This window comes from Devosia sp., from assembly GCF_017307495.1.
In the GTDB taxonomy this organism is placed as follows: Bacteria; Pseudomonadota; Alphaproteobacteria; order Rhizobiales; family Devosiaceae; genus Devosia_A.
In genome coordinates this window covers 22,938-49,257 of record NZ_JAFKHE010000023.1, presented here as the reverse complement: position 1 = coordinate 49,257, position 26,320 = coordinate 22,938, and the positions used below count along the sequence as shown (strand labels likewise).

General features: G+C 67.4%; 23 protein-coding genes and 1 riboswitch. Of the genes, 17 read left to right on the top strand and 6 right to left on the bottom strand.

From position 1 onward, the window contains the following. Positions 1-109 precede the first annotated feature (109 nt). Complete coding sequence (locus tag J0I99_RS14805) at positions 110-805, top strand: ABC transporter ATP-binding protein (protein WP_291398436.1); 696 nt, start codon at positions 110-112, stop codon at positions 803-805. Beyond that, positions 802-3,342: an FtsX-like permease family protein gene (locus J0I99_RS14800; RefSeq protein ID WP_291398435.1), complete on the top strand. Its 2,541-nt coding sequence runs from the start codon at positions 802-804 to the stop codon at positions 3,340-3,342. The genes J0I99_RS14805 and J0I99_RS14800 overlap by 4 nt, the downstream gene beginning before the upstream one ends. Before the next feature lie 25 nt (positions 3,343-3,367). Here J0I99_RS14800 and J0I99_RS14795 read toward each other — a convergent pair whose 3' ends face one another. Continuing rightward, positions 3,368-4,261, bottom strand: a complete 894-nt coding sequence (locus J0I99_RS14795; protein ID WP_291398434.1) for a carbohydrate kinase family protein — start codon at positions 4,259-4,261, stop codon at positions 3,368-3,370. Further along, positions 4,258-5,175, bottom strand: a complete 918-nt coding sequence (locus tag J0I99_RS14790; protein WP_291398492.1) for a pseudouridine-5'-phosphate glycosidase — start codon at positions 5,173-5,175, stop codon at positions 4,258-4,260. The genes J0I99_RS14795 and J0I99_RS14790 overlap by 4 nt, the downstream gene beginning before the upstream one ends. A gap of 579 nt (positions 5,176-5,754) precedes the next feature. On the opposite strand from J0I99_RS14790, the gene J0I99_RS14785 reads away from it, so the two are divergent. The 5 genes from J0I99_RS14785 (at position 5,755) to J0I99_RS14765 (ending at position 11,394) form a co-directional block, all read left to right on the top strand. Then, positions 5,755-6,843, top strand: a complete 1,089-nt coding sequence (locus tag J0I99_RS14785) for a polyamine ABC transporter substrate-binding protein (protein ID WP_367115444.1) — start codon at positions 5,755-5,757, stop codon at positions 6,841-6,843. A gap of 65 nt (positions 6,844-6,908) precedes the next feature. Next, on the top strand, positions 6,909-8,069 hold the full coding sequence (locus J0I99_RS14780) for an ABC transporter ATP-binding protein (RefSeq protein WP_291398433.1): 1,161 nt from the start codon (positions 6,909-6,911) through the stop codon (positions 8,067-8,069). Then, positions 8,066-9,025 carry an ABC transporter permease subunit gene (locus J0I99_RS14775; RefSeq protein ID WP_291393986.1) on the top strand — a complete coding sequence of 320 codons (960 nt, stop codon included), beginning with the start codon at positions 8,066-8,068 and terminating at the stop codon, positions 9,023-9,025. The genes J0I99_RS14780 and J0I99_RS14775 overlap by 4 nt, the downstream gene beginning before the upstream one ends. Then, positions 9,025-9,837: an ABC transporter permease subunit gene (locus tag J0I99_RS14770; protein WP_291393989.1), complete on the top strand. Its 813-nt coding sequence runs from the start codon at positions 9,025-9,027 to the stop codon at positions 9,835-9,837. The genes J0I99_RS14775 and J0I99_RS14770 overlap by 1 nt, the downstream gene beginning before the upstream one ends. Positions 9,838-10,107: 270 nt before the next feature. Beyond that, positions 10,108-10,254, top strand: a riboswitch (FMN riboswitch). A gap of 156 nt (positions 10,255-10,410) precedes the next feature. Further along, positions 10,411-11,394 (top strand): DMT family transporter, encoded by a 984-nt coding sequence (locus J0I99_RS14765; RefSeq protein ID WP_291398432.1) that lies wholly within the window; start codon positions 10,411-10,413, stop codon positions 11,392-11,394. Between the two features lie 132 nt (positions 11,395-11,526). Here J0I99_RS14765 and J0I99_RS14760 read toward each other — a convergent pair whose 3' ends face one another. Beyond that, positions 11,527-12,642 (bottom strand): Gfo/Idh/MocA family oxidoreductase, encoded by a 1,116-nt coding sequence (locus J0I99_RS14760; protein WP_291398431.1) that lies wholly within the window; start codon positions 12,640-12,642, stop codon positions 11,527-11,529. Positions 12,643-13,115: 473 nt separating this feature from the next. Here J0I99_RS14760 and J0I99_RS14755 point away from each other — a divergent pair, with 473 nt between their 5' ends. Then, positions 13,116-13,961 carry a MurR/RpiR family transcriptional regulator gene (locus tag J0I99_RS14755; RefSeq protein ID WP_291398430.1) on the top strand — a complete coding sequence of 282 codons (846 nt, stop codon included), beginning with the start codon at positions 13,116-13,118 and terminating at the stop codon, positions 13,959-13,961. Positions 13,962-14,110: 149 nt separating this feature from the next. Here the strand turns inward: J0I99_RS14755 and J0I99_RS14750 are convergent, their stop codons facing one another. Both J0I99_RS14750 and iolG read right to left on the bottom strand, forming a co-directional pair. Beyond that, a complete protein-coding gene (locus J0I99_RS14750) occupies positions 14,111-14,935 on the bottom strand; it encodes an SDR family oxidoreductase (RefSeq protein WP_291393994.1) in 825 nt (274 codons plus the stop codon). Positions 14,936-15,195: 260 nt separating this feature from the next. Further along, positions 15,196-16,182 (bottom strand): inositol 2-dehydrogenase, encoded by a 987-nt coding sequence (iolG, locus tag J0I99_RS14745; protein ID WP_291398429.1) that lies wholly within the window; start codon positions 16,180-16,182, stop codon positions 15,196-15,198. A gap of 157 nt (positions 16,183-16,339) precedes the next feature. Here iolG and iolC point away from each other — a divergent pair, with 157 nt between their 5' ends. From iolC to J0I99_RS14700, 9 genes are all read left to right on the top strand, one after another. After that, complete coding sequence (gene iolC / locus J0I99_RS14740; protein ID WP_291398428.1) at positions 16,340-18,220, top strand: 5-dehydro-2-deoxygluconokinase; 1,881 nt, start codon at positions 16,340-16,342, stop codon at positions 18,218-18,220. Between the two features lie 173 nt (positions 18,221-18,393). After that, the gene (iolD, locus tag J0I99_RS14735; RefSeq protein ID WP_291398427.1) at positions 18,394-20,238 is read left to right on the top strand and encodes a 3D-(3,5/4)-trihydroxycyclohexane-1,2-dione acylhydrolase (decyclizing); all 1,845 of its coding nucleotides are present in this window, start codon (positions 18,394-18,396) and stop codon (positions 20,236-20,238) included. Between the two features lie 157 nt (positions 20,239-20,395). Continuing rightward, on the top strand, positions 20,396-21,313 hold the full coding sequence (iolE, locus tag J0I99_RS14730; RefSeq protein ID WP_291398491.1) for a myo-inosose-2 dehydratase: 918 nt from the start codon (positions 20,396-20,398) through the stop codon (positions 21,311-21,313). A 14-nt stretch (positions 21,314-21,327) separates the two neighbouring features. Continuing rightward, positions 21,328-21,564, top strand: a complete 237-nt coding sequence (locus J0I99_RS14725; protein ID WP_291398426.1) for a hypothetical protein — start codon at positions 21,328-21,330, stop codon at positions 21,562-21,564. Then, positions 21,545-22,342: a 5-deoxy-glucuronate isomerase gene (iolB, locus tag J0I99_RS14720; RefSeq protein WP_291398425.1), complete on the top strand. Its 798-nt coding sequence runs from the start codon at positions 21,545-21,547 to the stop codon at positions 22,340-22,342. Before J0I99_RS14725 ends, iolB begins: the two co-directional genes overlap by 20 nt. A 233-nt stretch (positions 22,343-22,575) precedes the next feature. Further along, positions 22,576-22,860: a type II toxin-antitoxin system RelE/ParE family toxin gene (locus J0I99_RS14715; RefSeq protein ID WP_291389841.1), complete on the top strand. Its 285-nt coding sequence runs from the start codon at positions 22,576-22,578 to the stop codon at positions 22,858-22,860. 10 nt (positions 22,861-22,870) lie between these two features. Beyond that, positions 22,871-23,167, top strand: a complete 297-nt coding sequence (locus tag J0I99_RS14710; protein ID WP_291389842.1) for a HigA family addiction module antitoxin — start codon at positions 22,871-22,873, stop codon at positions 23,165-23,167. A 99-nt stretch (positions 23,168-23,266) separates the two neighbouring features. Beyond that, entirely contained in the window at positions 23,267-24,118 is an 852-nt protein-coding gene (gene purU / locus J0I99_RS14705; protein WP_291398424.1) for a formyltetrahydrofolate deformylase, read from the top strand. A gap of 84 nt (positions 24,119-24,202) precedes the next feature. Further along, positions 24,203-25,132 (top strand): DMT family transporter, encoded by a 930-nt coding sequence (locus tag J0I99_RS14700; protein WP_291398423.1) that lies wholly within the window; start codon positions 24,203-24,205, stop codon positions 25,130-25,132. A 141-nt stretch (positions 25,133-25,273) separates the two neighbouring features. Here the strand turns inward: J0I99_RS14700 and J0I99_RS14695 are convergent, their stop codons facing one another. Continuing rightward, on the bottom strand, positions 25,274-26,311 hold the full coding sequence (locus J0I99_RS14695) for a sulfate/molybdate ABC transporter ATP-binding protein (RefSeq protein ID WP_291398422.1): 1,038 nt from the start codon (positions 26,309-26,311) through the stop codon (positions 25,274-25,276). Positions 26,312-26,320 lie beyond the last annotated feature (9 nt).

Here is a 26,320-nt window from a genome sequence, read left to right as displayed (position 1 = left end):
TTTGCCGCGTACTCGCCGGCCAGACGGGGAACCCGTTGCCCCGCCTGCCATTGAACCGGCGCGGGCAGAGCCTATCTGCCTGATACTGCACTCCAACCCCGGCCAGACCATGCCCGCTCCCGTCGTCGATGCAAGAGGCGTCAACCTGCACCTGCGCAGCGGCGGAACGCCCCTGCATATCCTCAAGGACGTCGACCTGGCGCTCGCTGCGGGCGAGGTCGCGGCCATTGTCGGTCCCTCGGGCAGCGGCAAGACTTCGCTGCTCATGGTCCTGTCCGGCCTCGAGCAGGCGACCAGCGGCCATATCGAGGTCGCGGGAACCGACATCACCATCCTCAACGAGGACCGGCTGGCCATCTTCCGCCGCGAGGCGCTCGGTATCCTGTTCCAGAATTTCCACCTCATCCCCTCGCTGACCGCGCTCGAGAACGTCGCGCTCACCCTCGAGATCGCCCATCCCGCCATGGCCTGGAGCGAGATCAGCGACAGCGCCGCCGCCGCCCTCGCCGATGTCGGGCTGGGCAACCGCACGACCCACCTGCCCAGCGCGCTCTCGGGCGGCGAGCAGCAGCGCGTCGGCCTTGCCCGCGCCATGGTCGGGCGGCCCAGGCTGCTGCTCGCCGACGAACCGACCGGCAACCTCGACCAGGAGACCGGCGCCCATGTCATCGAACTGATGTTCGGCCTCGCCCGCGAGCGCGGCACCTCGATCCTGCTGATCACCCACGATCCCGACCTCGCGACCAGGGCCGATCGCCAGCTGCACATGAACGAAGGGCGCCTCGCCGAGCGGGTGCCGGCGTGAACTGGCTGCGCGGCTGGCTGCGCGTCGCCGTCCGCGACCTGCGCGGCGATCTCCGCCGCTTCACCATCCTGCTCGCCTGCCTGGCGCTCGGCGTCGGCACCATCACGCTGGTCGGCTCGGTCGGCGCGGCGCTGCAATCGGCGCTCATGCGCGACGCCCGCACCCTGCTCGGCGGCGACCTCGAGGCGACGCTGTCCTATCGCGCCGCCAATCCGGACGAGCGCGCCCTGTTCGCCGCGCTCGGCCGGGTTGGCGAGGTGGTCGAGGTACAGGGCCGCGCCAAGGCGGGCAACGGCTCGTCCTTTCTCGCCATCCGCGCTGTCGATGCCAACTATCCGCTGGTCGGCACGCTCGCCGTCGATGGCGCCGACCAGCCGCTCCCCGCCCTCCTGGCCGAACGATCGGGCCGCTATGGCCTCGTCGCCGACCAGCTGCTGTTCGACCGGCTCGGCCTCAAGCTCGGCGACGAGGTGACGATCGGCACTGCCCGCTTCGTCCTCACCGGTATCCTCGGCCGGGCGCCGGACCAGGTCACCGCCAGCCTGCAGTTTGGCCTCTCGGTGCTGATGTCGACCGACGCCGTCAACGCCACCGGCATTCTCCAGCCCGGCGTGCTCGCCACCTGGCGCTACAAGCTCCTGCTCGCCGACCCCGATTTCGAGGCCGCCCGGGCGCGCATCCTCGATGCCTTCCCCGATGCTGGCTGGAAGGTTCTCGCCCCGCGCGACGCCACCGCCGACGTCGGTCGCTTCTTTGATATCTTCGCGCGCTTCCTCACCATCGTCGGCCTGTCCTCGCTGCTGGTCGGCGGCCTCGGCGTCTCCAACGCCATCTCCGCCTATGTCACCGAGCGCCAGCGCTCGATCGCCACCATGAAGGCGCTCGGCGCCACCGGCCCGCGCGTCCTCGCGCATTTCCTCGTGCAGGTGATGCTGCTGACCGCCGTCGGCATCGTCCTCGGCCTGCTGCTCGGCAGCGGTCTCAGCATGGTGATCCTGCCCATCCTCGGCGGCCTGCTCGGCCTTGCCCTGCCACCGGTCGTCGACGCGACGACGCTCTGGACCGCCGCCGGTTTCGGCGCCCTCACCGGCTTCGCCTTCGGCTACCTGCCGCTGGTGCGGGCCGAGCGGCTGAAGCCGGCGCTGCTGTTCCGCTCGGCCGGCTCGGCCATCGAGGGCGGGCTCGGCTGGCGCGATCTCGTGCGGCCGGGCCTGTGGCTGCCGCTTGGCCTCGCCGCCGCCGCCATCTATGCCCTCGCCGCGCTCACCACCGGCCGGCCGCTCCTCGTGCTGTGGTACGCGCTGGGCGTCATCGGCGCCTTCCTCGTCCTGCGCCTCGCCGCCTGGGCCCTGCAGCGGCTGCTGAAGCTCGTCCCCCCGCTGCCCGACGCGGCGCTGCGCAATGCCATCAAGGCCATCCACCGCCCCGGCGCCCCGGCCCCGGTCGTCATCCTGTCGCTCGGGCTTGGCCTGGCGCTGCTGCTGCTCATCGCGCTGGTCGACGGGAACCTGCGCCACCAGCTCGACCGCGAGTCGATTCCCAATGCGCCGAGCTTCGTCTTCATGGACCTGTTCGACGACGAGGTGGCCGCGCTCAAGGACTTCACCGTCACCGACAAGGGCGTCGAGCTGTTCTCCGAGCTGCCCATGGTCACCGGCGCCATCGAGGCCATCAACGGCACGCCCGTCAAGCAGCTCAACCGCACGCCGCCGCCCGAGTTCAGCTTCGTCTTCGAGGGCGAGATTCCGCTCACCGCCTCGGAGACCCTGCCCGACAACTCCACCGTCACCGAGGGCGCCTGGTGGCCGCCCAACATGATCGGCGCCCCCGAGGTCTCGGTGTTCCAGCGCCTCAAGGCCCCGCTCGGCCTGAAGCTAGGCGACACCATTACCTTCCGCATCTTCGGCGAGCCGATCACCGCCCGGATCGGCAGCTTCCGCGACTATGCCTGGCGCTCGGGCAGCGTGAACTTCGGGTTCGTGCTCTCGCCCAACGCGCTGGCCGACTTTCCGCTGAGCTATCTGGGCCTGATGAAGGCGGCCCCCGGCCAGGAGCGCGCCGTGCAGCAGCGCCTCGTCGCCCGGTTCCCCGACCTGCTGTTCATGCCCGTCGGCGAAGCGCTCGAGACTTTCGCCTCGATCCTTGCCAACGTGACCACTGCGGTGGAAGTCATCGGCGGCCTCGCGGTGGTGAGCGGCGTCCTCGTCCTCGCCGGCGCCATGGCCGCCGGCCGCAAGCAGCGCGAGGCCGACGCAGTGGTGATGAAGGTGCTCGGCGCCACCCGCGGCGACGTCATCCGCGCCTACCTGGTCGAGTACGGCGTGCTCGGGCTGCTCGCCGCGCTGCTCTCGGCGCTGCTCGGCCTCGCCGGCACCTGGGCCTTCGTCGAATACGTGCTGCAGATCGATTTCTGGGCCGACCCGATGCTGATCGTCTGGGTCACGCTCGGCACTGTCGCGCTCGCCATCGCCGTCGGCATGCTCATCACCTGGTCCGCCCTGTCGACGCGGCCCGCTAGCTTCCTGCGCGAGGAGTAGCTGGAGCCTGCGGGGGGCACCGGCCCTATTCCGGCTGCCCGCCGATCCGGGTCACCGCCGCCGAGCCGGCCTCGATGCCACGCCTGAGGCAGCCCTCGACATCCACCCCGGCCAGCCCGGCCGAGATGAACGCGGCGGCGAACGCATCGCCCGCCCCGGTCGTGTCGATCACCTCCACCACCGGCGCCGGCAGCCTGAACGTGACTCCGGTCGCATCGCCCACCGCCGCCCCCGCGGCGCCGAGCTTGATCACCACCCGCCCGTAGTTCGGACCCAGGGCCCGCATCTGCCCTTCGAGATCGCCACGCCCCGACAGCGCCTGGGCCTCGTCCTCGTTGGCGAACAGCGTCGTGAACCCCTTCGTCCATTCGAGGAACCGGGATGCCCCGACCTCCTCGACGAACCCCACCGAGGCCGCATCGACCACCACCGGGATGCCGCGCGCCCGCGCCTCGTCCGCCATCCACCGCACCGCCGCGCGCGGCTGCTCGGCGAACAGCGAGTAGCCCGACACCACGACGCAGCGCGTTTCCTCCAGCAGCCACACCGGCATGTCGCTCAGCGACAGCGCCAGGTTGGCCCCCCGGTCGGTGAGGAAGCTCCGCTCCCCGTCCGGATCGACGATGGTGACGAGGATGCCCGACGGGCGCGCCGGATCGGCGATCAGGATCGGATCGACGTGGAAGCCGCGCAGATACGCCTCCAGGTGCGGCTTGTCCTTGGCCCCGACACGCGCCACGAAACTGACGGGCGTGCCCATCGCGCCCAGCCACACCGCCTGGTTGGCGCCCGAGCCGCCCGGCCGCTGCGTGATCTGCGCGCGCCGGTCCGAGCCGCGCACCAGCGGTCCTTCGGGGATCACGATGACGTCGGTCATCACGTCCCCGATGACGATCACCCGCCCCGGTGCCTCGCTCATCGGGCCTGCTTGCTCAGCGCCACGGCGATTTCGGATGCGACCCTGGCGTTGTTCTCGACCAGCGCGATGTTGGCGACGAGGCTCTTGCCGTCCGTCAATTCGAAGATGCGCTTCAACAGGAACGGCGTCAGCTCCTTCCGGCCCACGCCCTCGGCCTCGGCGCCCCGGATCGCCTCGGCGATGCGCTCCTCGATCATTGCGGCATCGAGCGCATGGCTTTCCGGGATCGGGTTGGCGACCAGCACGCCGCCCAGCCCGAGCGCGAACTGCAGCCCGATCACCTTGGCCGCCGCCTCCCCGCTGTCGACCCGGTGGTCCACCTTGCCGCCGCTCTTGCGGGCCCAGAAGGCCGGGAAGTCGTCGGTGTTGAAGCCCAGGACCGGCACGCCCTTGCTCTCCAGCACTTCCAGCGTCTTGGGGATGTCGAGGATCGACTTGGCCCCGGCGCACACCACCGCCACCTGCGTGCGGCCGAGCTCATCGAGATCGGCCGAGATGTCGAACGTCGTCTCCGCCCCGCGATGCACGCCGCCGATGCCGCCGGTGGCGAACACCTGGATGCCGGCCGCCTCGGCCGCCATCATCGTCGTCGCCACGGTGGTGCCGGCGATCTCGCCGGAGGCGAGCAGCGCCGCCACGTCGCGTCGCGAGGCCTTGGCCGCCTTGCCGCCCGTCTGTGCCAGCCGCTCCAGGTCTTCGGCCGTCACCCCGACCTTGAACCTGCCGTCCATGATCGCGACCGTCGCCGGGACCGCGCCGTTCCGTTCGATCACCGTCTCGACGTTCTGCGCCATCGTCAGGTTCTGCGGATACGGCATGCCATGCGTGATGATGGTCGATTCGAGCGCCACCACGGGCCTGTTGGCAGCGAGCGCGGCTTGCACCGCCGGGGAAATGGACAGATGGGATTTCAGGCTCAAGGCACGCCTCTGGGTCGGATGGTCTTCGCCCTCGTTTGAACCGAAAACGCCGGGAGTTCAACTGTTGCGACCGATGCCGGCGGCGCCTTCGCCTCCCTCCCCCTGGGGGGAGGGACCGAGGGAGGGGGTAGTTCGGTGGATCACCGCTCGACCCCCACCCCCAACCCCTCCCCTCAAGGGGGAGGGGAGCAGACCCGCCAGCACCAAACGCCGCACCTTGGCAATCCCCAAAACCCTTGCCCGCGAAGGCATTTGCCTCTAGGTTCCGGCCCCGTCTGTGGGTGCATGGCGCGGGGATACTTCACTGCACACGGTCACTGTTGATCCGGAACCTCCGGATCGATGCTCGCCCGGCTCCGGGCCTATTGACGACCCTCGTTACCCCGGCGCGATGACCGCGCTGCTTGGCCTTACCTCCCGCGTACCCGCTTCCCGTCATATCCAGTTTCGCCGCCGGCCCCCCGGAACGCCGGCGGCTGCCAACCGGCCCGCGAGGCGGCCCGGCCGATTGTCATGCGCCGCCCTACGCCGGCGGCAGCACTCGAACAAGGAGACTCCAGCATGCTGAAACCGATGATGATGGTCAGGATGGCGGCCGCCCTGGGCGCGCTGCTCGCGGCCGCCCCGGCCCTGGCCCAGGACAAAGTGGTCAACGTCTACAACTGGTCCGACTACATCGCCGAGGACACGGTCGCCAAGTTCGAGGCCGAGACCGGCATCAAGGTCAACTACGACGTCTTCGATTCGAATGAACTGGTCGAGGCCAAGCTGCTCGCCGGCGGCTCGGGCTATGACGTGGTCGTGCCCTCGGGCTTCTTCCTCGAGCGCCAGGTCGCCGCGGGCCTGTTCCTGCCCTTCGACAAGTCCAAGATCCCGAACCTCAAGAACATGGACCCCGAGGTCATGGCCGCCACGGCGGCGCATGACCCCGACAACGCCCACTCGGTCGACTACATGTGGGGCACCACCGCCATCGGCTACAATGTCGCCAAGGTGAAGGCGGCACTGGGCGACCAGCCGCTCGACACCTGGGACATCGTGTTCAAGCCCGAGATCGTTTCCAAGCTCAAGGATTGCGGCGTCACCCTGCTCGACGCGCCGGCCGAGGTCATGGCGACCGCCCTCAACTACCTGGGCCTCGACCCCAACTCGGAGAGCCCGGACGACCTCAAGAAGGCCGAGGACCTGCTGATGTCGATCCGGCCCTATGTGCGCTACTTCAACTCGAGCCAGTACATCGACGACCTCGGCAACGGCGAGGTCTGCCTGTCGATCGGCTATTCGGGCGACGTCTTCATCGCCCGCGACGCGGCGGCAGCGGCCAATGCCGGCGTCGAGGTGAACTACGTCATCCCCAAGGAAGGCGCGCTCAAGTGGTTCGACCTGTTCGCCATTCCGGCGGACGCGCCGCATGTCGACAACGCCTACAAGTTCATCGACTTCATGCTGCGTCCCGATATCGCGGCAGCGAACACGAACTACGTGTACTACGCCTCGGGCAACAAGGCGGCTCTTGACCTTATCGATCCGGCCATTAAGGACGACCCGGCGATCTACCCGAGCGCGGAAATCTCGGCCAAGCTGTTCCCGCTCAAGGCGCATACGCCCGACTACGACGAAATCCTCACCGAGACCTGGCAGCGTATCAAGGCCGGCTCGTAGCCACCCACAACCGGGATGGGGCCGTTGGCCCCATCCTCCGCCTCTGACTGGACAGCGAAAGCCCGATGGCGAAGAAACCGCAACTTGCCGCCGACACGCGCCCCTGGCGCGATCCCGCGGCCAAGCCCTTTGTGCGCATCCGCCACGTCACCAAGAAGTTTGGTGACGTCGCCGCCGTCAACGACCTCTCGCTCGACATCTACAAGGGCGAGCTGTTCTGCCTGCTCGGCGGTTCGGGCTCGGGCAAGTCCACCCTGCTGCGCATGCTCGCCGGCTTCGAGAGCCCGACCTCGGGCACCATCGAGATCGATGGCCAGGACATGTCCAAGGTGCCGCCCTACAATCGGCCCGTGAACATGATGTTCCAGTCCTACGCGCTGTTTCCGCACATGAATGTGTGGAACAACATCGCCTATGGCCTGAAGCGCGACCACATGCCCAAGGACGAGATCACCGCCCGCGTCCAGGAACTGCTGAAGCTGGTCAAGCTCGAGGACTACGCCGCCCGTCGTCCGCACCAGCTCTCCGGCGGCCAGCGTCAGCGCGTCGCACTCGCCCGCGCCCTCGCCAAGCGCCCGAAGCTGCTGCTGCTCGACGAACCGCTCGGCGCGCTCGACAAGAAGCTGCGCGAGGAGACCCAGTTCGAGCTGGTCAAGATCCAGGAGACGCTCGGCGTCACCTTCATTGTCGTCACCCACGACCAGGAAGAGGCGATGAGCCTCGCCACCCGGATCGGCGTGATGAACCAGGGCGAAATCGCCATGGTCGGCGAGCCGACCGAGATCTACGAGTTCCCCAACTCCCGCTTCGTCGCCAATTTCATCGGCTCGGCCAACATGGTCGAGGGTGTCGTCACCGAGGACGAGCCCGACCACGTGCGCATCCACTCGACCGAACTGGGCACCGACATCTATGTCGACCACGGCGTCGACTGCTCGCCCGAACAGATCCTGTGGTGGGCCATCCGGCCCGAAAAGGTCGTGCTGACCCGCGACCGGCCCGCGCCGCAGCCCGGCGTCCCGCCCGACGCCAACATGGTCAAGGGCTATGTCGAGGACATCGCCTACCTGGGCGACATGACGGTCTACCAGGTCCGGCTCGACAACGGCCGCTACATGCGCGTCACCAAGACCAACGCCCTGCGCGGCGACCCCAATGCCATCTCCTGGGACGAGACGGTGTGGGCCAGTTGGGCAGGCGCCTCCGGCTCGGTATTGACCAATTGACCGAGGTCGCGCCCCCGCCCGCCCCGCCGCCTTCCGGCTTCCTCACCTGGCTGAGGCGGCTGCCGTCGGCCGTCGGCATTTCCGGGCGTGCCCTGGTCATCGCGGCGCCGGCCGCCTGGCTCACCCTGTTCTTCATCGTGCCGCTCGCGGTGGTGTTCGGCATCTCGCTCGCCACCAAGCAGTTCGGCCAGCCGCCCTACTCGAACCTGATGACGACCGAGAACGGCACCGTGCAGCTCACCCTGCACCTGTCGAACTACATCCGCGTCTTCACCGATCCGTCGGGCATCTACATCAACGCCTTCCTCAGCTCGATCCGCATCGCCGCGATCTCGACCGTGGTCGCCATCCTGATCGGCTATCCCATGGCCTACGCCATCGCGCGCGCCCCGGATAAGTGGCGCAACGTGCTGCTGATGCTGGTGATCCTGCCGTTCTGGACCTCGTTCCTGCTGCGCGTCTACGCGCTGAGCGGGTTCCTCCGCGGCGAGGGCGTCATCAACAACACCCTCGCCCTGTTCGGCATCGCGCCGCTGACCATGATGCAGACCGACTTCGCGGTCTATGTCGGCATCGTCTATTCGTATCTGCCGTTCTTCATCCTGCCGCTCTACACCAACCTCGTGAAGCTCGATCCCTCGCTGCTCGAGGCCTCGGCCGACCTCGGGGCGCGACCGATCCGCACCTTCTTTTCGGTGACGCTGCCGCTGTCGATGCCGGGCGTCGTGGCCGGCGCCATGCTGGTCTTCATCCCGGCGATCGGCGAATTCGTCATCCCCTCGCTGCTCGGCGGGCCGGGCACGCAGATGATCGGCCGCATCCTGTGGGACGAGTTCTTCGCCAAGACCAACTGGCCGCGCGCCGCCGCGCTCGCCATCACCATGCTGGTCATCGTCGTGATCCCGATCATGCTGATGCAGCGCGCCCAGAATGCCGTCGTGGAGGGCCGTCGCTGATGGGAAAGAACCGCTGGTTCCTGCCGCTGGCCTCCGCCATCGGCTTCATCTTCCTCTACGCCCCGATCATCTCGCTGGTGATCTTCTCGTTCAACGCCAACCGGCTGGTGACGGTCTGGTCGGGCTTCTCGCTGCAATCCTATGCCGACCTGCTGAAGGACCCGCAGCTGCTGCCGGCGGCATGGCTCAGCCTGCAGATCGCCGCCGTCGCCGCCTCGATCGCCCTGGTCCTGGGCACGCTGTGCGCCGTGGCGCTCGTCCGCTTCCGCCGCTTCCGCGGCAAGACCGTGCTGCAGGCCACCGTCTCGGCCCCGCTCGTCATGCCCGACGTGATCACCGGCCTCGCGCTGCTGCTGCTCTTTGTCGCCATGCAGTCGCTGATCGGCTGGCCCGCCGGCCGCGGCATCCTCACCATCGTCATCGCGCACGCGACCTTCTGCACCGCCTACGTGACCGTGGTGGTCCAGTCCCGCCTGATTGACATGGACACCTCGATCGAGGAAGCGGCGATGGACCTCGGCGCCACGCCCGTCCGCGTCTTCTTCGACATCACCCTGCCGATCATCGCACCGGCGCTCATTTCGGCCTGGCTGCTGGCGTTCACCCTGTCGCTCGACGACCTGGTCATCGCCAGCTTCGTTTCCGGCCCCGGCTCCTCCACCCTGCCGATGATCATCTTCTCGAAGGTGCGGCTGGGCGTCTCGCCCGAGGTCAACGCGCTCGCCACCATCATCATCGGTGTCGTCGCCCTCGCCGTCGTCATCGCCAGCTTCATCGGCTTCACCTCCAGCGGCCGTACCCGCAAGGCGTAGGACGCGCGGCAACTCGCCATAGGGTCCAGGACTCCCCACCCTCACCGGGTCATCCCCGCGAAAGTGGGGACCTCCGTTTTGCCAAACCGCAAACAGAGTGTCCCGCTTTCGCGGTAATGACTCCGTATTCGTGGCGCCATCACGCCTCCTTGTGGGGCTCCTGACGCCAATCCCATCCATCGTTCGTCCGCACGACGACACAGCGTTCTCGGATCCGCCCTTGCATGCGGCGGCGCCCGGGCCTAAATCTCCATCGTCATCTCACGATGGCATTGTTCTCAGGGCGGGGTGCAATTCCCCACCGGCGGTAAAGGGAGCGATCCCAAGCCCGCGAGCGCCCTTCAGGCACCTGGAGGGGTCAGCAGATCCGGTGTGATTCCGGAGCCGACGGTATAGTCCGGATGAAAGAGAACGGGACTTCGAGGGGTCAGAAATCACTCCAGTGGAGCGATTTCCCCGAGAAGGCCATGAGAGCTATGCTCGAATGGCAGACGCGGCCAAGGGCGCACCACGCCCCGCCATCGCTGATCCCCGTAACTCCCTGAGGGAACTGGTTACGGAAAGGATCGATCGATGAACCAGATTTCCTCGTCTGCCAAGACCTCCGCCACCACCACGGGGGCGGTCTTCATGCTGGTTGCCGCCGCGGCATTTGCCGGCTCCAACCTGCTGCAATCCGCTCTACCCACTCCCGTTGAATATGGCGGCTACGGCATGAGCTCGACCGGCATGGCCTTCTGGCAATATGTGATTGCCGCCATCGTCAGCCTGCCGCTCATCCTGCGCATCGGCGTCAGGAACCTGCGCACCAGCCATCCGCTCGCCCATGAAATCCGCGCCTTCGTGTCGGCGCTCGGCGTCCACGTCTTCGTCTACGGCTTCGCCACCGGCGTGCCGATCTGGCAGATGGTGACGCTCCTGGCCACGGGGCCCCTCTTCATCATTCTCGGCTCGACCATCTTCCTCGGCGAACGCGCCTCGACCGCCCGTATCGCGGCGGCGCTCGTCGGCTTCGTCGGCGCCATCATTATTTCCGGGGTCGGCGCCGAGGGCCTCGGCTGGCACACCCTGGTCCCCATTGTTGCCGCCGCGCTGTGGGCGACGACGGACGTCTTGACCAAGTACCTGGCGCTCAAGGGCGAGGGCCCCGAGACGCTGACCATCTCGCTGCTCGTGCTGGTGACGCCGAACCACCTGCTGATCCTGCTCGCGGTCTGGGCGCTGGGCCTTGCCGCACCCGGCCTGTTGCCGGCGGGGCTCGCCCACAACGTCTTCGCCATCCCCACCGGCACCGCCCTGTGGCTGCTGGCCCTGCTCGGCGTCCTCACCGGCATCGCACAGTACCTGCTCGCCTTCGCCTACAAGGTGGCCGATGCGACCTACCTGCAGCCCTTCGGCGACAGCAAGGTGCCGCTGAGTGGCCTGCTCGGCTGGATCCTGCTCGGCCAGGTCCCGTCGATCTGGTTCTGGCCCGGCGCCGCGCTGATCGTGCTGGCCTCGGTGTTCATCTACTGGGTCGAAAGCCGCAGCCGGACGGGGACGCTGGCCGCCGTGTGAGGGCCGCCCTCCCCCAACCCATCGCCTCGACCGGATCGCCTCCCTCCCCCTTGAGGGGAGGGAACGAGGGAGGGGGGTGGCCCGGTCCGTCACCGAGCGCCCCCACCTCATCGGCGCAGCGATCCGCCGCCGCTAGACCTCCACCCACCGTCCCTCGCGGTGGCTCTGCGCCATCGCATGCACGGCCCGCTCGATCTCGAGCCCTCGCTCGAAGCCGACGATCTGCGCCCCCGCCTCGCCGCCGATCGCGCGCAGCAGCTCATGGCACTCGATGATCTTCAGCTCGTTGAACCCCAGCCCGTGCCCCGGCGCCGGGATGAACTTCTCGTAGGGCGCATGCACGGGCGCCGTCAGGATCGTCCGGAATCCCTGCTCGGCCGCCGGCGCGCTGGCGCTATAGAGCTGGAACTCGTTCATGCGCTCCTGGTCGTAGGCGATGGTCCCCGTGCTGCCGAAGATCTGCACCGCGATCCGCCCCTTGCGCCCCCAGGCCGAACGGTCGAGCGCCATCACCCCCGACGCGCCGTTCCTGAGCTGGAGCAGCACCGAGGCGATGTCCCAGGTCTCGACCTTGCGCCGCCCGCCATCCCGGCTCGGCCGGTCGGCATACGGCATGCCGAGCTGCGCCATCACCCGCCGCACCCCGCCGAACAGGTACTGGATCAGGCTAAGCGGATGCACCCCGAAATCGTCGAGCGCGCCGTAGCCCGAGCTGGCCTCGCTCTTCCAGTAGAACAGCGCCTCCGGGTCGGCCATGAAGTCCTCGTCCATCTCGAAGCGGACGTGATTGACGGCCCCGATGGCGCCTTCGTCGACCAGCCGCCGGATGTGCCGGATCACCGGGTTCTGGATGTAGTTGTAGCCGAGCGCCGTGACCCGTCCCGACCCGCGCGCCACCGCCGCCATCCGTTCGGCATCCGCCAGCGCCACCGCCATCGGCTTTTCGCACCAGACGTGCTTGCCGGCTTCGAGCGCTGCGATCGCCATCTCGGCGTGGAAGGCATTGGGCGTCGTCACCGACACCACCTCGACCTCCGGATCGGCGATCAGCGCGCGCCAGTCCGATGTGGACTTGTCGAACCCGAACTCTCCGGCCCGCCGGGCGGCGAGCTCCGGCGACACTTCGGCAAGGTGCACGAGCCGCGGCCGCGGCCCGTCCCCGAACACCGGCTTCACCGCATTCCAGGCCAGCGCATGGCACTTGCCCATGTACCCGGTGCCAATCAGGCCGACCCCGATCGTGGTCATCTTGAGACTCCCTGCCTCAACCCCTCACCCGTCCCGGCTGCTCCGGTCCACCTTCTCCCCGACGGGGAAGGAACGGGGCTGCCCGCCGATCTCTCCGTGTTCTTCTCCCGGTCGGGGAGAAGGTGGCGCGCAGCGCCGGACGAGGGGTGCACGCGCCGAACTTGAGAAGGCGCCCGCAGCCCTTGCGGGCCCCGGACGTGCCGCTCGTGGGAGAGAGCCTGCTTGTACTGCGCGGCATTGCCCATGGTGACCGGCACGGCGCCCGTATCGATCACCGGACCGATGGTCCTGCCAAATGGAACGTGTTACGCAATTTTCCCCATTGATGGAATGTTTATTCCATTTTAGGCTGAACCGTCAAGCGAGCGGCGTTCCCGTTGCGGAACGTGGAAAAACCGGCAGAAGTTCATGGACTTGGTTTGGACTTCTGTCGGACATTGGCCAACCGATCCCCGGGAGTTCTAGCACGGTCCATGGCTGACGCGGATATCAAGTTGGACGAGGCGGCGCCGCGGGACTTTCCCGCCCTGCGCGCGCTGATCGCTGCCCGCGTCCCCACCCTGCCGCGCCGGCTGGCCCAGGTCGCGACCTACGCGCTCGACCATCCCGACGAGATCGCCTTCGGCACCGCGGCGAGCGTCGCGCAGGATTCGGGCGTCCAGCCCTCGACCCTCGTCCGCTTCAGCCAGGCCCTTGGCTACCAGGGCTTCACCGACCTGCAGGATGTCTTTCGCGCCCGCCTGCGCGACCGCGTGCCGAGCTATGAGGAGCGCCTGAAGCAGCTGCGCGAGCACGGCGGCGCCAGCACGTCCGGCCTGCTGCTGCAGGGCTTTGCCGATGCCGCCGAGCGCTCCGTCGCCGACCTCCGGGTCAAGCTCGACCCGGCCGTTCTCGACAGGGCGGTCGACATCCTCGCGGGAGCCGACACCATCTACCTCGTCGGCCTTCGCCGCTCGTTCCCGATCACCAGCTACATGGCCTACGCCATGGGCAAGCTGAACGTCCGCAGCGTCCTGGTGGACGGCGTCGCCGGCCTCGGCGCCGAGCAGATCAACTTCATCTCGCCGCGCGACGCGGTGCTGGCGATCAGCTTCACGCCCTATGCCAGCGAGACCGTCAGCCTCGCCCACGCCGCCCGGGCCCGCCAGGCCAAGCTGGTCTCGATCACCGACTCGATCTTTTCCCCCATCGCCTCGATCGCCGACGCCTGGCTCGAGATTGTCGAAGCCGACTTCGAGGGCTTCCGCTCCATGGCGGCAACGATGGCCCTGGCCATGACGCTCACGGTGGCCGTGGCCGGGAGGCGCGGGGAGAAGTAGAAGCAGAAAAAGGCCCCCTCACCCGCCGCTACGCGGCGACCTCTCCCCCAAGGGAGAGGTGAACCTGTGGCACAATCTCGCCCCAACACCACCTCTCCCTTGGGGGAGAGGTCGGTCCGAAGGACCGGGTGAGGGGGCCTTGCCAGGCCCTACTGCTTCACCGGATAGCCAATCGCCCCGCCGCCGCTTGCGCCGATCACCGTCTGCTCGAAATCGACGCAGGAGCCGGTCATTGGCGCCGATTCCGGTCCCGCGAGGAAGGCGACGAGCCGGGCTACGTCATCCGGCTTGATCAGCCGGCCGAACGGCCGCGTCGGCTCGGCCTTTTCCAGCCAGTCGTCGGCGGCATCGTGGAAGCGCTTCAGCGTCACGTGCTCGCCCGGCGTGTCGGCCCAGCCCAGGTTGATGCCGTTGACCCGGATTCGCAGCATGTTGACGGCATTGGCGGTGTTCTTGGTCAGCGTCATCAGCGCGCCCTTCGAGGCGCTGTAGGCCGCCAGGTTGGGCGAACCGATATAGGCGTTGACCGACAGGATATTGACGATCGTGCCCTCGATGCGCTCGCGCTGCATCACCGCGATGGCGTCCTGCATCAGGAAGAACGGCGCCCGTACGTTGATGGCGAACATCTTGTCGAACAGCGCCTGGTCCGTATCGAGGATGGTGCCGCGGTCGGTCAGCCCGGCGATGTTGGCCAGCACGTCGACCCGCCCGAACGCCTTGTCCGCCGCGGGAATGACCCGGGCCACGTCGCCCGGGTTCGCGAGATCCGCAGCGACGAACACCGTCTTCGTGCCGGCCGCGTTCAGGGATTTGGCCACCGCCTCGCCCTTGTCGGCCTGTCGGTCGGTAATGACGATGCCGGCCGCGCCGCGCGCTGCCAGGAGCCGCGCCGTCGCTTCGCCGAGGCCCTGCGCGCCTCCGGTGACAACGGCAATCTTGCCGGCAAATGGGGCGGGTGCGGCATCGGGCATCTGGTGGGACTCTGAGGCTGGTATGGTGCGGCGGAGACTAGGGACTGGAGGCACGTAAGCCAAGCCCCTCCGTTTGGGTGATATAGAGGCCTGCCCGTGGAACCACCCCTCATCCGGCGCTTCGCGCCACCTTCTCCCCGACGGGGAGAAGAATACGGCAAGCGCGGTGGCGTCCACTTGTTCCTCTCCCCCTCGGGGAGAGGGTGGATCGGCTCCGGCGAAAGCCGGAGCCGAGACGGGTGAGGGGTTGGAGAGCCGTATCACCCCACCCGCACGACCTGCCCGGTCTGCGAGCTCTTGGTCGCTGCTTCCGCGAGCTTTTGCGCCATGAGCCCGTCGTGCCCCGACGGTGTCGGCGTGGTGCCCTTGTCCATGGCGTCGATGAAGCTGTTCACCTCGGCGGCATAGGCCGCGACATACCGGTCGATGAAGAAATTCTGGATCACGTCCTGGGTGAAGCCGCCGCCGTCGGCCTGCTCGAGCGTCGTCATGTGCACGTTGCCAGCCCGCAGCATGCCCTTGGATCCATGCACTTCCAGCCGCTGGTCGTAGCCATAGGTGGCGCGGCGCGAATTGGTGATCACCGCGATCCTGCCCGAGGCGGTCTGCATCTGCACGGCGGCGGTATCGACGTCGCCGGCGACCCCGATCGCCTTGTCGACCAGCGCGCTGCCCAGGGCCTGCACCGTCACGAATTCTTCGCCAACGAGGAAGCGCGCCATGTCGAAATCGTGGATCATCATGTCGCGATAGAGCCCGCCGGAACGCTCGATATAGCTGACCGGCGGCGGCGCCGGGTCGCGCGAGATGATGGTGACGATCTCGACCTCGCCCACCGCGCCGTCACGCAAACGCTTCTGCAGGCTCGCGAAATTGGGGTCGAAGCGCCGGTTGAAGCCGATCATCAGCGGCACGCCGGCCTTCTCGACCACCGGTAGGCAGGCCTCGATGCGCTCGACCGACAGCGACACCGGCTTCTCGCACAGGATCGCCTTGCCGGCCCGCGCGGCGCGCTCGATCAGGTCGGCATGCGTATCGGTGGGCGTCGCGATCAGGATCGCATCGACGTCGGAAGCAATCACCTCATCGACCGAGAGAACTTGTGCCCCCACGCTCCCGGCCAGCGAAGATGCGGCATCGGCGATGGCGTCGGCCACGTAGGCGACGCTGGCCCGCGGCGAGTTGGCGATGGTGCCCGCATGCACCTTGCCAATACGGCCAGCACCAAGAATCCCGAATTTGACCACGAGTTTGCCTCCCCGATGAACGAACTGTGAACGACTTTTGCGCCCGACAATGCAGAACGTTCATTCCGAAATTGGACAATTCGGAATTGACGTTTCATTTGCGCGAGGGATACAACGGCGACTGGAAGCCGTCCAGCGGAAACAAGCGGGGAAGATCATGCCGGAGCCAAGGCTCGATGTCATCACCATCGGGCGCTCGTCGGTGGACCTCTACGGCCAGCAGATCGGCAGCCGCCTCGAAGATATCGGCAGCTTCACCAAGGCCGTCGGCGGCTGCCCCGCCAACATCGCCATCGGCACCGCCCGGCTCGGGCTGAAGTCGGCGCTGATCACCCGCGTCGGCGCCGAGCAGATGGGCGGCTTCATCAAGGAGCAGATGGTCCGCGAGGGCGTAGAAACCCAGGGCATTGCCACCGACCCGGACCGCCTGACCGCGCTCGTCCTGCTCGCCGTCGAGGCCGAGGGTGTCTCGCCCATGATCTTCGTCAGGACCGACTGCGCCGACATGGCGTTGAGCGAAGCGGACATCGACCCGGACTTCATCGAGAGTGCCGCCGCCATCGTCGTCACCGGCACGCACTTTTCCACCCCCAACGCCGAGGCGGCCCAGCTCAAGGCCATCCGCATCGCCCGCGAGGCCGGGCGCAAGGTGGTGTTCGACATCGACTACCGCCCCAACCTCTGGGGCCTCGCCGGCCACGCCGCCGGCTTCGAGCGCTATGTGAAATCGGACTACGTGACCGGCAAGATCAAGCCCATCCTCAGGGACTGCGACCTGATCGTCGGCACCGAGGAAGAGGTTCTGATCGCCGCCGGCGAGAGCGACCTGCTGGCGGCGCTCAAGGCCATCCGCGCCGTCTCGGATGCGACCGTGGTGCTGAAGCGCGGCGCCAAGGGCTGCATCGTCTATGACGGCGAGATCGGCGGCGACCTTGAAGCCGGCATCGTCGGCCAGGGCTTTCCGATCGAGATCTACAACGTGCTGGGCGCCGGCGACGCCTTCATGAGCGGTTTCCTGCGCGGCTGGCTGCGCGGCGAGGAGCACGCGACGAGCGCCACCTGGGCCAATGCCTGCGGCGCCTTCGCCGTCTCCCGCCTGCTTTGCGCGCCCGAATATCCGAGCTGGACCGAACTCGAGCACTTCCTCAGGCACGGCAGCAAATTCAAGGCTCTGCGCAAGGACGAGACGCTTAACCACATCCACTGGGCGACGACGCGCCGCAGGCAGTGGCCGCGCCTCACCGCCTTTGCCATCGATCATCGCAAGCAGATCGAGGACATCGCCGGCGACCAGGCCGACCGCATCCCGGCCTTCAAGGTGCTGGCCGTGAAGGCGGCGGCGCAGGTGGCCGATGGCCGGCCCGGCTTCGGTATGCTGCTTGACGACAAATGGGGCCGCGACGCCCTGTTCGAGGCGCCAAAGGATTTCTGGATCGCCCGGCCGGTGGAACTGCCCGGCTCGATTCCGCTGGAATTCGAGTTCTCGCAGGATATCGGCAGCCGACTGGTCGAGTGGCCGGTCGACCATGCCCTCAAGGTGCTGTGCTTCTGGCACCCCAACGATCCCAACAAGATCAATGCCCGACAACTGGAGAAGCTGCGCACCGCCCACGACGCCTGCCGCAAGGTCGGGCGCGACATCCTGATCGAGATCATCCCCTCCAAGGTCGGCCCGGTCGACGACACGACCACCGCCCGCGCCCTGGAACAGCTCTACGCCGCGGGGCTGAAGCCCGATTGGTGGAAGCTCGAGAGCCAGCCGAGTCCGGCCGCCTGGGCGGCGATCGACGCGGCCATCGAGGCCAACGACCCCTTCTGCCGCGGCGTCGTGCTGCTCGGGCTCGATGCCCCGCAGGACGAATTGCAGCGCGGCTTCGCCATCGCCAAGTCGGCCCGCACCGTGCGCGGCTTTGCCGTGGGGCGGACGATATTTGGCGAAGCGGCCAAGGCGTGGTTTGCTGGCACGATGTCGGACGACGAGGCGGTGGCGGACATGGCCGCGCGGTTCGCCGCGCTGGTGGGGATCTGGGGGGAATGAGCGTGCCGCAACCCCTCACCCGTCTCGGCCTGCGGCCGATCCACCCTCTCCCCGACGGGGAGAGGAACAGGAGTGATCGCCGATGCTTCGGTGTTCTTCTCCCCGTCGGGGAGAAGGTGGCGCGTAGCGCCGGATGAGGGGTTGCGCCCACCGGCGCGTGAGGGAGGAAACCAATGACCAACACAACCATCCGCCTCACCATGGCGCAGGCGCTGGCAAGATTCATGACCCGGCAGATGACCATCATCGATGGCGAGAAGCTGCCGATCTTCGGCGGCGTGTTCGCCATTTTCGGGCACGGCAACGTCGCCGGGTTCGGCGAGGCGCTCTACCAGGTGCGGGACGAGCTGCCGACCTATCGTGCCCATAACGAGCAGGGCATGGCGCATGCCGCCATCGCCTTCGCCAAGGCCAGCTTCCGCCGCCGCTTCATGGCCGCGACCTCCTCGATCGGCCCCGGCGCCACCAATATGGTGACGGCTGCGGCGCTGGCGCACGTCAACCGCCTGCCCGTGCTGCTGCTGCCCGGCGACGTTTTCGCCAACCGCGCGCCCGACCCGGTGCTGCAGCAGGTCGAGAGTTTTCAGGACGGCACGGTGAGCGCCAACGATGTGTTCCGCCCGGTGAGCCGCTATTTCGACCGCATCACCCGTCCGGAACAGATCATCCCGGCGCTGAACCGCGCCATGCAGGTGCTGACCGACCCGGCCGAATGCGGGCCGGTGACGCTGGCCCTGTGCCAGGACGTGCAGGCCGAGGCCTACGACTATCCCGAGGATTTCTTCGCCGAGCGCGTGTGGACGCCGCGCCGCCCGATGCCGGACGTCAACGAACTCGAAGCCGCGGTAGCGGCGATCCGCGCGTCCCGGAAGCCGGTGATCATCGCCGGTGGCGGCGTGCTCTATTCCGGCGCCGCCGAGGGGCTGCGCGCCTTTGCCGAACGCCACGGCGTGCCGGTGATGGAGACCAATGCCGGCAAGTCGAGCCTGCCGCATGACCATCCGCTCAACATGGGCTCGGTTGGTGTGACGGGATCGTCGGCGTCGAACCTGCTCGCCGAGCAGGCCGACCTCGTACTGGCCGTCGGCTCGCGGCTGCAGGATTTCACCACCGGCTCATGGGCCCTGTTCAAGGCCGATGGCGTCAAGATCGTCGGGCTCAACACCCAGCTCTTCGATGCCAGCAAGCACCGTGCCCTGCCGCTGATCGCCGACGCCAAGGCCGGACTCGACCTGCTCGACGGCAAGCTCGGGCCCTGGCATGCGAGCGATGCCTGGCAGGCGACGGCCAAGGCCGCCAAGACCGACTGGCTGCAGGCGGCGAAGGCCGTCACCGACCCGACCAACGAGTTGCCCTCGGATGCGCAGGTGATCGGCGCTGTCGCCCGCGCCCGCGGCTCGGCGGCGACGCTGGTCTGCGCCTCGGGCGGGCTGCCGGGCGAGTTGCACAAGCTCTGGCCGGCCGGCGCGCCGGGCAGCTACCACATGGAATACGGCTACTCGACCATGGGCTACGAGATCGCCGGCGGACTGGGCGTGAAGTTGGCCAAGCCGCATGACGACGTGATCGTCATGCTCGGCGACGGCAGCTACATGATGATGAACTCCGAGATCGCGAGCTCGGTGATGCTGGGGGCAAAACTCACCATCGTCGTGCTCGACAATCGCGGCTTCGGCTGCATCAACCGGCTGCAGATGGCCACCGGCGGGGCGAACTTCAACAACCTGCTCAAGGACACCAAGCACGAGGTGTTGCCCGAGATCGACTTCGCCGCGCATGCCGCGGCGATGGGCGCCTGGGCGCGAAAAGTGTTCTCGGTGTCCGAGCTCGAAAGCGCGCTGCGCGAAGCGGAGAAGGTCGAGCGTACCACGGTGCTGGTGATCGACACCGACCCGCTGATCTCGACCGAGGCCGGCGGACACTGGTGGGACGTGGCCGTGCCGGAGGTGTCAGTGCGGCCGCAGGTCAACGCGGCGCGCAGAGAATATGAGGACGCGCTGAAGGGGCAGCGGCTCTGAACCCCTCATCCGGCGCTACGCGCCACCTTCTCCCCGATGGGGAGAAGAATACCACAGCATCGGTGCTCACCTCTGTTCCTCCTCCCCGTCGGGGAGAGGGTGGACCGGCGAAGCCGGGACGGGTGAGGGGCCCCGGCACAAAATTGGAGCAAGTATGCTGAAAGCCAAACTGGGCATGTCGCCAATCGCGTGGTGGAATGACGACCTGCCGGATCTGAGCGATGACGTGTCGCTCGAGGAATGCCTGCGCCAGTCGCGCTCGGCTGGCTTCACCGGCATGGAGAAGGGCCGCCGCTTCCCCGAGGATCCGGCGGTGATGCTGCCCATCCTGAAGGCGGCGGACGTGACGCTGTGCGGCGGCTGGTTCTCGGGCACGCTGGTGACCGAGGAGCTCGCGGCCAACAAGGACCGCATCCTCCCCATGATCGAGCTGTTCAAGGCCGTGGACGCGCCCTGCATCGTCTATGGCGAAGTCGGCCGCTCCATCCAGGGCGACCGGTCCAAGCCGCTGGCTACGAAGCCAAAACTCTCGGACGACGAGATGAAGACCTATGCCAGGAAGGTCACGGCCTTCGGCGAGTGGTGCGCGGCTGAGGGCATGCCGCTGAGCTACCACCATCACATGGCGGCGGTGGTCGAGACCGAGCCCGAGCTCGATGCCTTCATGGCGGCTTCGGGCCCGGGCATCCCGCTGTTGCTCGATGCCGGGCACCTGGCCTTCGCCGGCGGCGACGTGCTGCGCGCCATCGACAAGCACCACGCGCGCATCAACCACGTGCATGTGAAGGACATCCGCCGGGCCGTGGTCGATGGGCTCGACCGCACGAAGCAGAGCTTCCTCGATGCGGTCGCGCTCGGCGCCTTCACCGTGCCCGGCGACGGCTCGCTCGATTTCGGCGCCATCGTCAAGCGCTTCGCCGACTATGGCTATGAAGGCTGGTTCGTGGTCGAGGCCGAGCAGGACCCCAGGACGAATCCGCCGCTCAGGATGGCGCAAGTAGGCTACAAGGAGCTGATGCGGGTGATGGCTGCGGCCGGGTATGAGGTGGAGACGCAGGGTTTCCCCGCCCGCTGACCGAGAGGACGCGCGTGACCGAACAAACCAACAAGCCCAAGCTCTTCACCCTGCCCTGGTTCAAGCCGCCGTACCGGCGCATTATCCTGATCGCGATCATCGTGGCCTGGTGCGTGTTCGAGTGGTTCTTCAATCACGAGCCGCTCTGGCAGTGGATCACGATCGCGGCGCTGGCCTATGCCATCTGGTCGTTCGGCATCAATTTCGACAAGGAACTGAAGAAGTACGAGGATGGGCAACCTAAGAATTAGGCCTTCGGCACCGTCGGGGCACGTGCACCATGTCACCCCCGACAATGCCGGCTGGACCTATGTCGGCTTTGACCTGCACAAGCTGCCCAATGCCGGCGATGTCGCGCGGGGCGGCTTGCCCGATCGCGAGGCCTGCATCGTGCTGATTTCGGGCCGCGCCTCGATCGAGGTCGACGGCCAGACCTTCCTTGCCGGCGAGCGCATGAGCCCGTTCGAGGGCCCGCCGCACGCGGTCTATGCCCCGGCCGGCGCCAGCTGGCGCATCGAGGCGCTGACCCCGCTCGAGGTCGCGATCTGCACCGCGCCCGGCAGGCCCGGCGCGCGTCCCGCGCGGATGTTCGGGCCGGAGCAGGCGGAGCGCCTGACGCGCGGCAAGGGCACCAACACGCGCTACCCCACCAACATCCTGCCCGAGACGGCGGACGCGGATTCCCTGCTCGTGGTCGAGGTCATCACCCCGGGTGGGCATACCTCGAGCTATCCGCCGCACCGGCACGACGAGGACGACCTGCCGCGCCAGAGCCTGCTCGAAGAGACGTACTACCACCGGTTTTCCAAGCCGCAGGGGTTTGGCTTCCAGCGCGTCTATACCGACGACCGCTCGCTCGACGAGACCATGCTGATCGAAGACGGCGACGTGGTGCTGGTGCCCAAGGGCTACCACCCGGTGGCCGCGGTGGCGGGGTATGACATCTACTATCTGAACGTCATGGCCGGTCCGAGGCGCACGTGGAAATTCTACAATGCGCCTGAGCATGAGTGGATGCTCGAGGGGTAGGCCTGCTGGCTTTGCGGTTGGACCTCCCTCCCCCTTGAGGGGAGGGATCGAGGGAGGGGATGGCCCGATGAGTCACCGCACGACCCCCACCCCCACCCCCTCCCCTCAAGGGGGAGGGGAGCGAGACGGCGGCGCGCCTGGCTGGAGGGGTAGGCCAGGCTGAGCAGGGCCAACGTATCTCGTCGTGATACTTTTGCTTGACCGGACGCTTGGTATCGCGCAATGATACGTGCATGATCAGGTCTTTCCGGGACAAGACTACTGAGGCGGTTGCGGCCGGCAAGTCGCCGAAGGGCTTTCCGTCTGATCTGATCCGATCGGCGCAGCGCAAGCTGGTTATGCTCGACAACGCAACGACCCTGGACGACCTGAAATCGCCGCCCGGCAACAAGCTGCACCCTTTGATCAAGGATCGGGCGGGACAGCACGCCATCTGGATCAACAGCCAGTTTCGGCTTTGCTTTCGCTGGACCGATGCCGGACCAGAGGACGTTGAGATAACGGACTATCACGACTGAGGACCAGACCATGACCGCTCTCGGCTTTGCCATCCATCCCGGCGAGATCCTGCGTGAGGAATACCTCCTCCCGCTCAAACTGAAGCCGTACACTCTGGCCAAGAAGCTGCATGTGCCGCGGACCCGGATCGAGCGCCTGGCTGCGGAACAGACCCCGGTCACGCCGGATACGGCCCTGCGGCTCGCCAAGTTCTTCGGCACGACCGCCGAGTTCTGGATGAACATGCAGGCGTCCTACGATCTGGCAACCGAGGCAAAGGCCAAGAAGGCGGAGATCGACGCCATCGAGCAGTTGCGAGCGGCTTAGCCGCCTCGCTCCTGGCTCCGCAAACCCTCCACCCCACCAACCTGTTGACCCCACCCGCTATTGCGTGCATCGCTCCGCGACTTTGTTTTGGAGCCTCAGATGTCTGCCAATTTCATCCTCACCCTCTCCTGCGCCGACCGGCCGGGGATTGTTGCCGCGGTGACGACGGAACTGGCGGGGCTGGGTTGCAACATCGCCGAATCCAACCAGTTCTGGGACAAGGAGACGGGCACCTTCTTCATGCGGCTGGCCTTCACCGCGCCGGACGGCGTCGACCGCGACGCGCTGGAACGCGGGCTCAAGCCGGCCATCGAGCGCTTCGACATGCGCACCACGCTGGTCGACCGGTCGAAGAAGAAGAAGATCCTGGTGATGGTCTCGAAGTTCGACCACACCCTGTTGCACCTGCTCTACCAGATCCGGGTCGGCTGGCTCGATGCCGAGATCGTCGGCATCGTCTCCAACCACGAGGACAGCCGCCGCACCGCCGACTACGAGGGCATCCCCTACTACCTGCTGCCGGTCGGCAGGGACAACAAGGCGGCGCAGGAGGAGCAGGTCATCGCCCTGTTCAAGGAGACCGGCGCCGACCTCGTCGTGCTGGCGCGCTACATGCAGATTCTGTCGGACAAGTTCGCGACCCGGCTCTACGGCCAGATCATCAACATCCACCACTCGTTCCTGCCCAGCTTCAAGGGCGCCAAGCCCTATCACCAGGCGCATGAGCGGGGCGTGAAGCTGATCGGCGCCACGGCGCACTATGTGACGCCCGAACTCGACGAGGGTCCGATCATCGAGCAGGAGACGGCGCGCGTCACCCATGCCATGAGCCCCGACGACCTGGTGGCCGCCGGCCGCGACATCGAGAGCCGCGTGCTGGCGCGCGCGGTGAAGCTCCACCTCGAGAACCGCGTGATGCTCAACGGTCGCAAGACCGTGGTATTCGGCTAGGGGCAGCAGGCGGGGCTCGCTCCCCCCTTGTGGGGAGGGTCGGAGTGGGGGTAGCAACGTGCACCTCCCGCTCCAGAAGCACCCGTGCCCTCTCCCCTCTCCGATCGTCGCGTCGTCCTCGCCCTCGCCCTTGCGTGCTGCTTCCTGTGGGGCAGCGCCGTGCCGGCGGTGAAGATCGGCTATGAACTGCTGTCGATCGCGCCCGGCGACACGCCGTCCCTGCTCCTGTTTGCCGGGGTGCGCTTCACGCTGTCGGGCGTTCTGCTGCTCGGCTATGCGGTGGCGACGCGGCGGCCGATCGGGCTGAGCACCGGCAGCCTCGGCCAGGTCGGCCTGCTCGGGCTGGTGTCCACGGCCGGGCAGTATCTGTTCTACTATGTGGGCCTCGCGCACACGAGCGGAGTGAAGGTGTCGATCACCACCTCGTCGAGCACGTTCTTCTCGGCCCTCCTCGCGCATTGGCTCTATGCCAACGACAAGCTGACGCTCCGCCGCCTGCTCGGCTGCGTCATCGGCTTTGCCGGCGTGGTGGTGGTGAACCTGTCGAGCGCCGCCCTCGATTTCAGCTTCTCGCTGCTCGGCGAGGGCTTCATCCTCATCGCGGCGGTGCTGTTTTCGGTCGCCGGCATCTACGGCAAGCGCATCAGCAAGAAGCTGGACGTGCTGGTGATGACCGGCTGGCAGCTTGGGCTCGGCGGCGTGATGCTGAGCGTGGCCGGCCTCGCGACCAGCGGCCACCTCGGCGCGTTCAGCCTCGAGATGGTGGTGCTGCTCGCCTATCTCGGCGCCCTGTCGGCGGCGGCCTTCTCGCTCTGGGCCCTGCTCTTGAAGCACAACCCGGTTGGCTCGATTGCCATTTTCAACACCCTGATCCCGGTCTTCGGCGTGACGCTCAGCGGGCTGGTGCTGGGCGAGTCCTTCCTCGAGTGGAAGAACCTCGTGGCGCTGGGGCTGGTCAGCCTGGGCATCTGGCTGGCGACGGCGGTGCGCACGCCGGCAGCTTCAGAGCGCTGAACCCCCTCATCCGGCGCTACGCGCCACCTTCTCCCCGACGGGGAGAAGAATCCTGCGGCCTCGGTAATCACCCCTGTTCCTCTCCCCGTCGGGGAGAGGGTGGATCGGCCGCAGGCCGAGACGGGTGAGGGGTGGAAGGCACTAACCCTTCGGGAACACCCGCCAGCGCTTGGGCCGGAAGGCGATGCGGGTCTTTTCGCCGGCGGGGTGGTCGAACGGCAGGTCGATTTCTACCCGGTTGGGATTGCCGCCCACCTCGAGTTCGACGCGGCGCGTGCCGCCGACGCGGCGCGTGGCCACGACGACGCCCGCGAGGGCCGCGCCATCCTCGACCAGCTCGACGTCGTGCGGCCGGAAGAACAGCACCGCCTCACCGGCCGCATCGTGCGGCGCCGGCAGGCCGATGGCGCGACCGCCGACCCAGAGCTCGTGGTTCTCGACCGTCACCGGTATCGAACTGGACTCCCCGATGAACGAGAACACGAATGGCGCGTTCGGCCGGTCGTAGACCTCGTCGGGCGTGCCGACCTGCTCGATCTTGCCCTGGCTCATCACCACCAGGCGGTCGGCGAGCTCCAGCGCCTCTTCCTGGTCGTGGGTGACGAACACCGTGGTGTGGCCGGTGCGATCGTGGATTTCACGCAGCCACTTGCGCAACTCCTTGCGCACCTGCGCATCGAGCGCGCCGAACGGCTCGTCGAGCAGCAGCACACGCGGCTCGATGGCGAGCGCCCGGGCCAGCGCCACACGCTGGCGTTGCCCGCCCGAAAGCTGCTGCGGAAAGCGTTTCTCGAGACCGCTCAACTGCACCAGGTCGAGCAGTTCCAGGGCCCGGCGCCGGATCTCGGCCTTGGGCGGGCGCGTCGCACGCGGGCGCACGCTGAGCCCGAAGGAGATGTTGTCGAGTACCGTCATGTTGCGGAACAACGCATAGGCTTGGAACACGAACCCGACATTGCGCTCCTGTACCGTCTTCGACGACGCATCCTCGTCGCCGAAGTAGATGCGGCCGGCGGTGGGGAGTTCCAGCCCGGCGATGAGCCGCAGCAGCGTGGTCTTGCCCGAACCGGATGGCCCGAGCAGCGCGATCAGTTCGCCCGAGCGGATGTCGAGCGAGACGTCGTTGAGCGCCGGGTAGCGCGCGAATTCCTTGCGGACGGTGTCGACGCGGATATCCAAGCTGTTCTG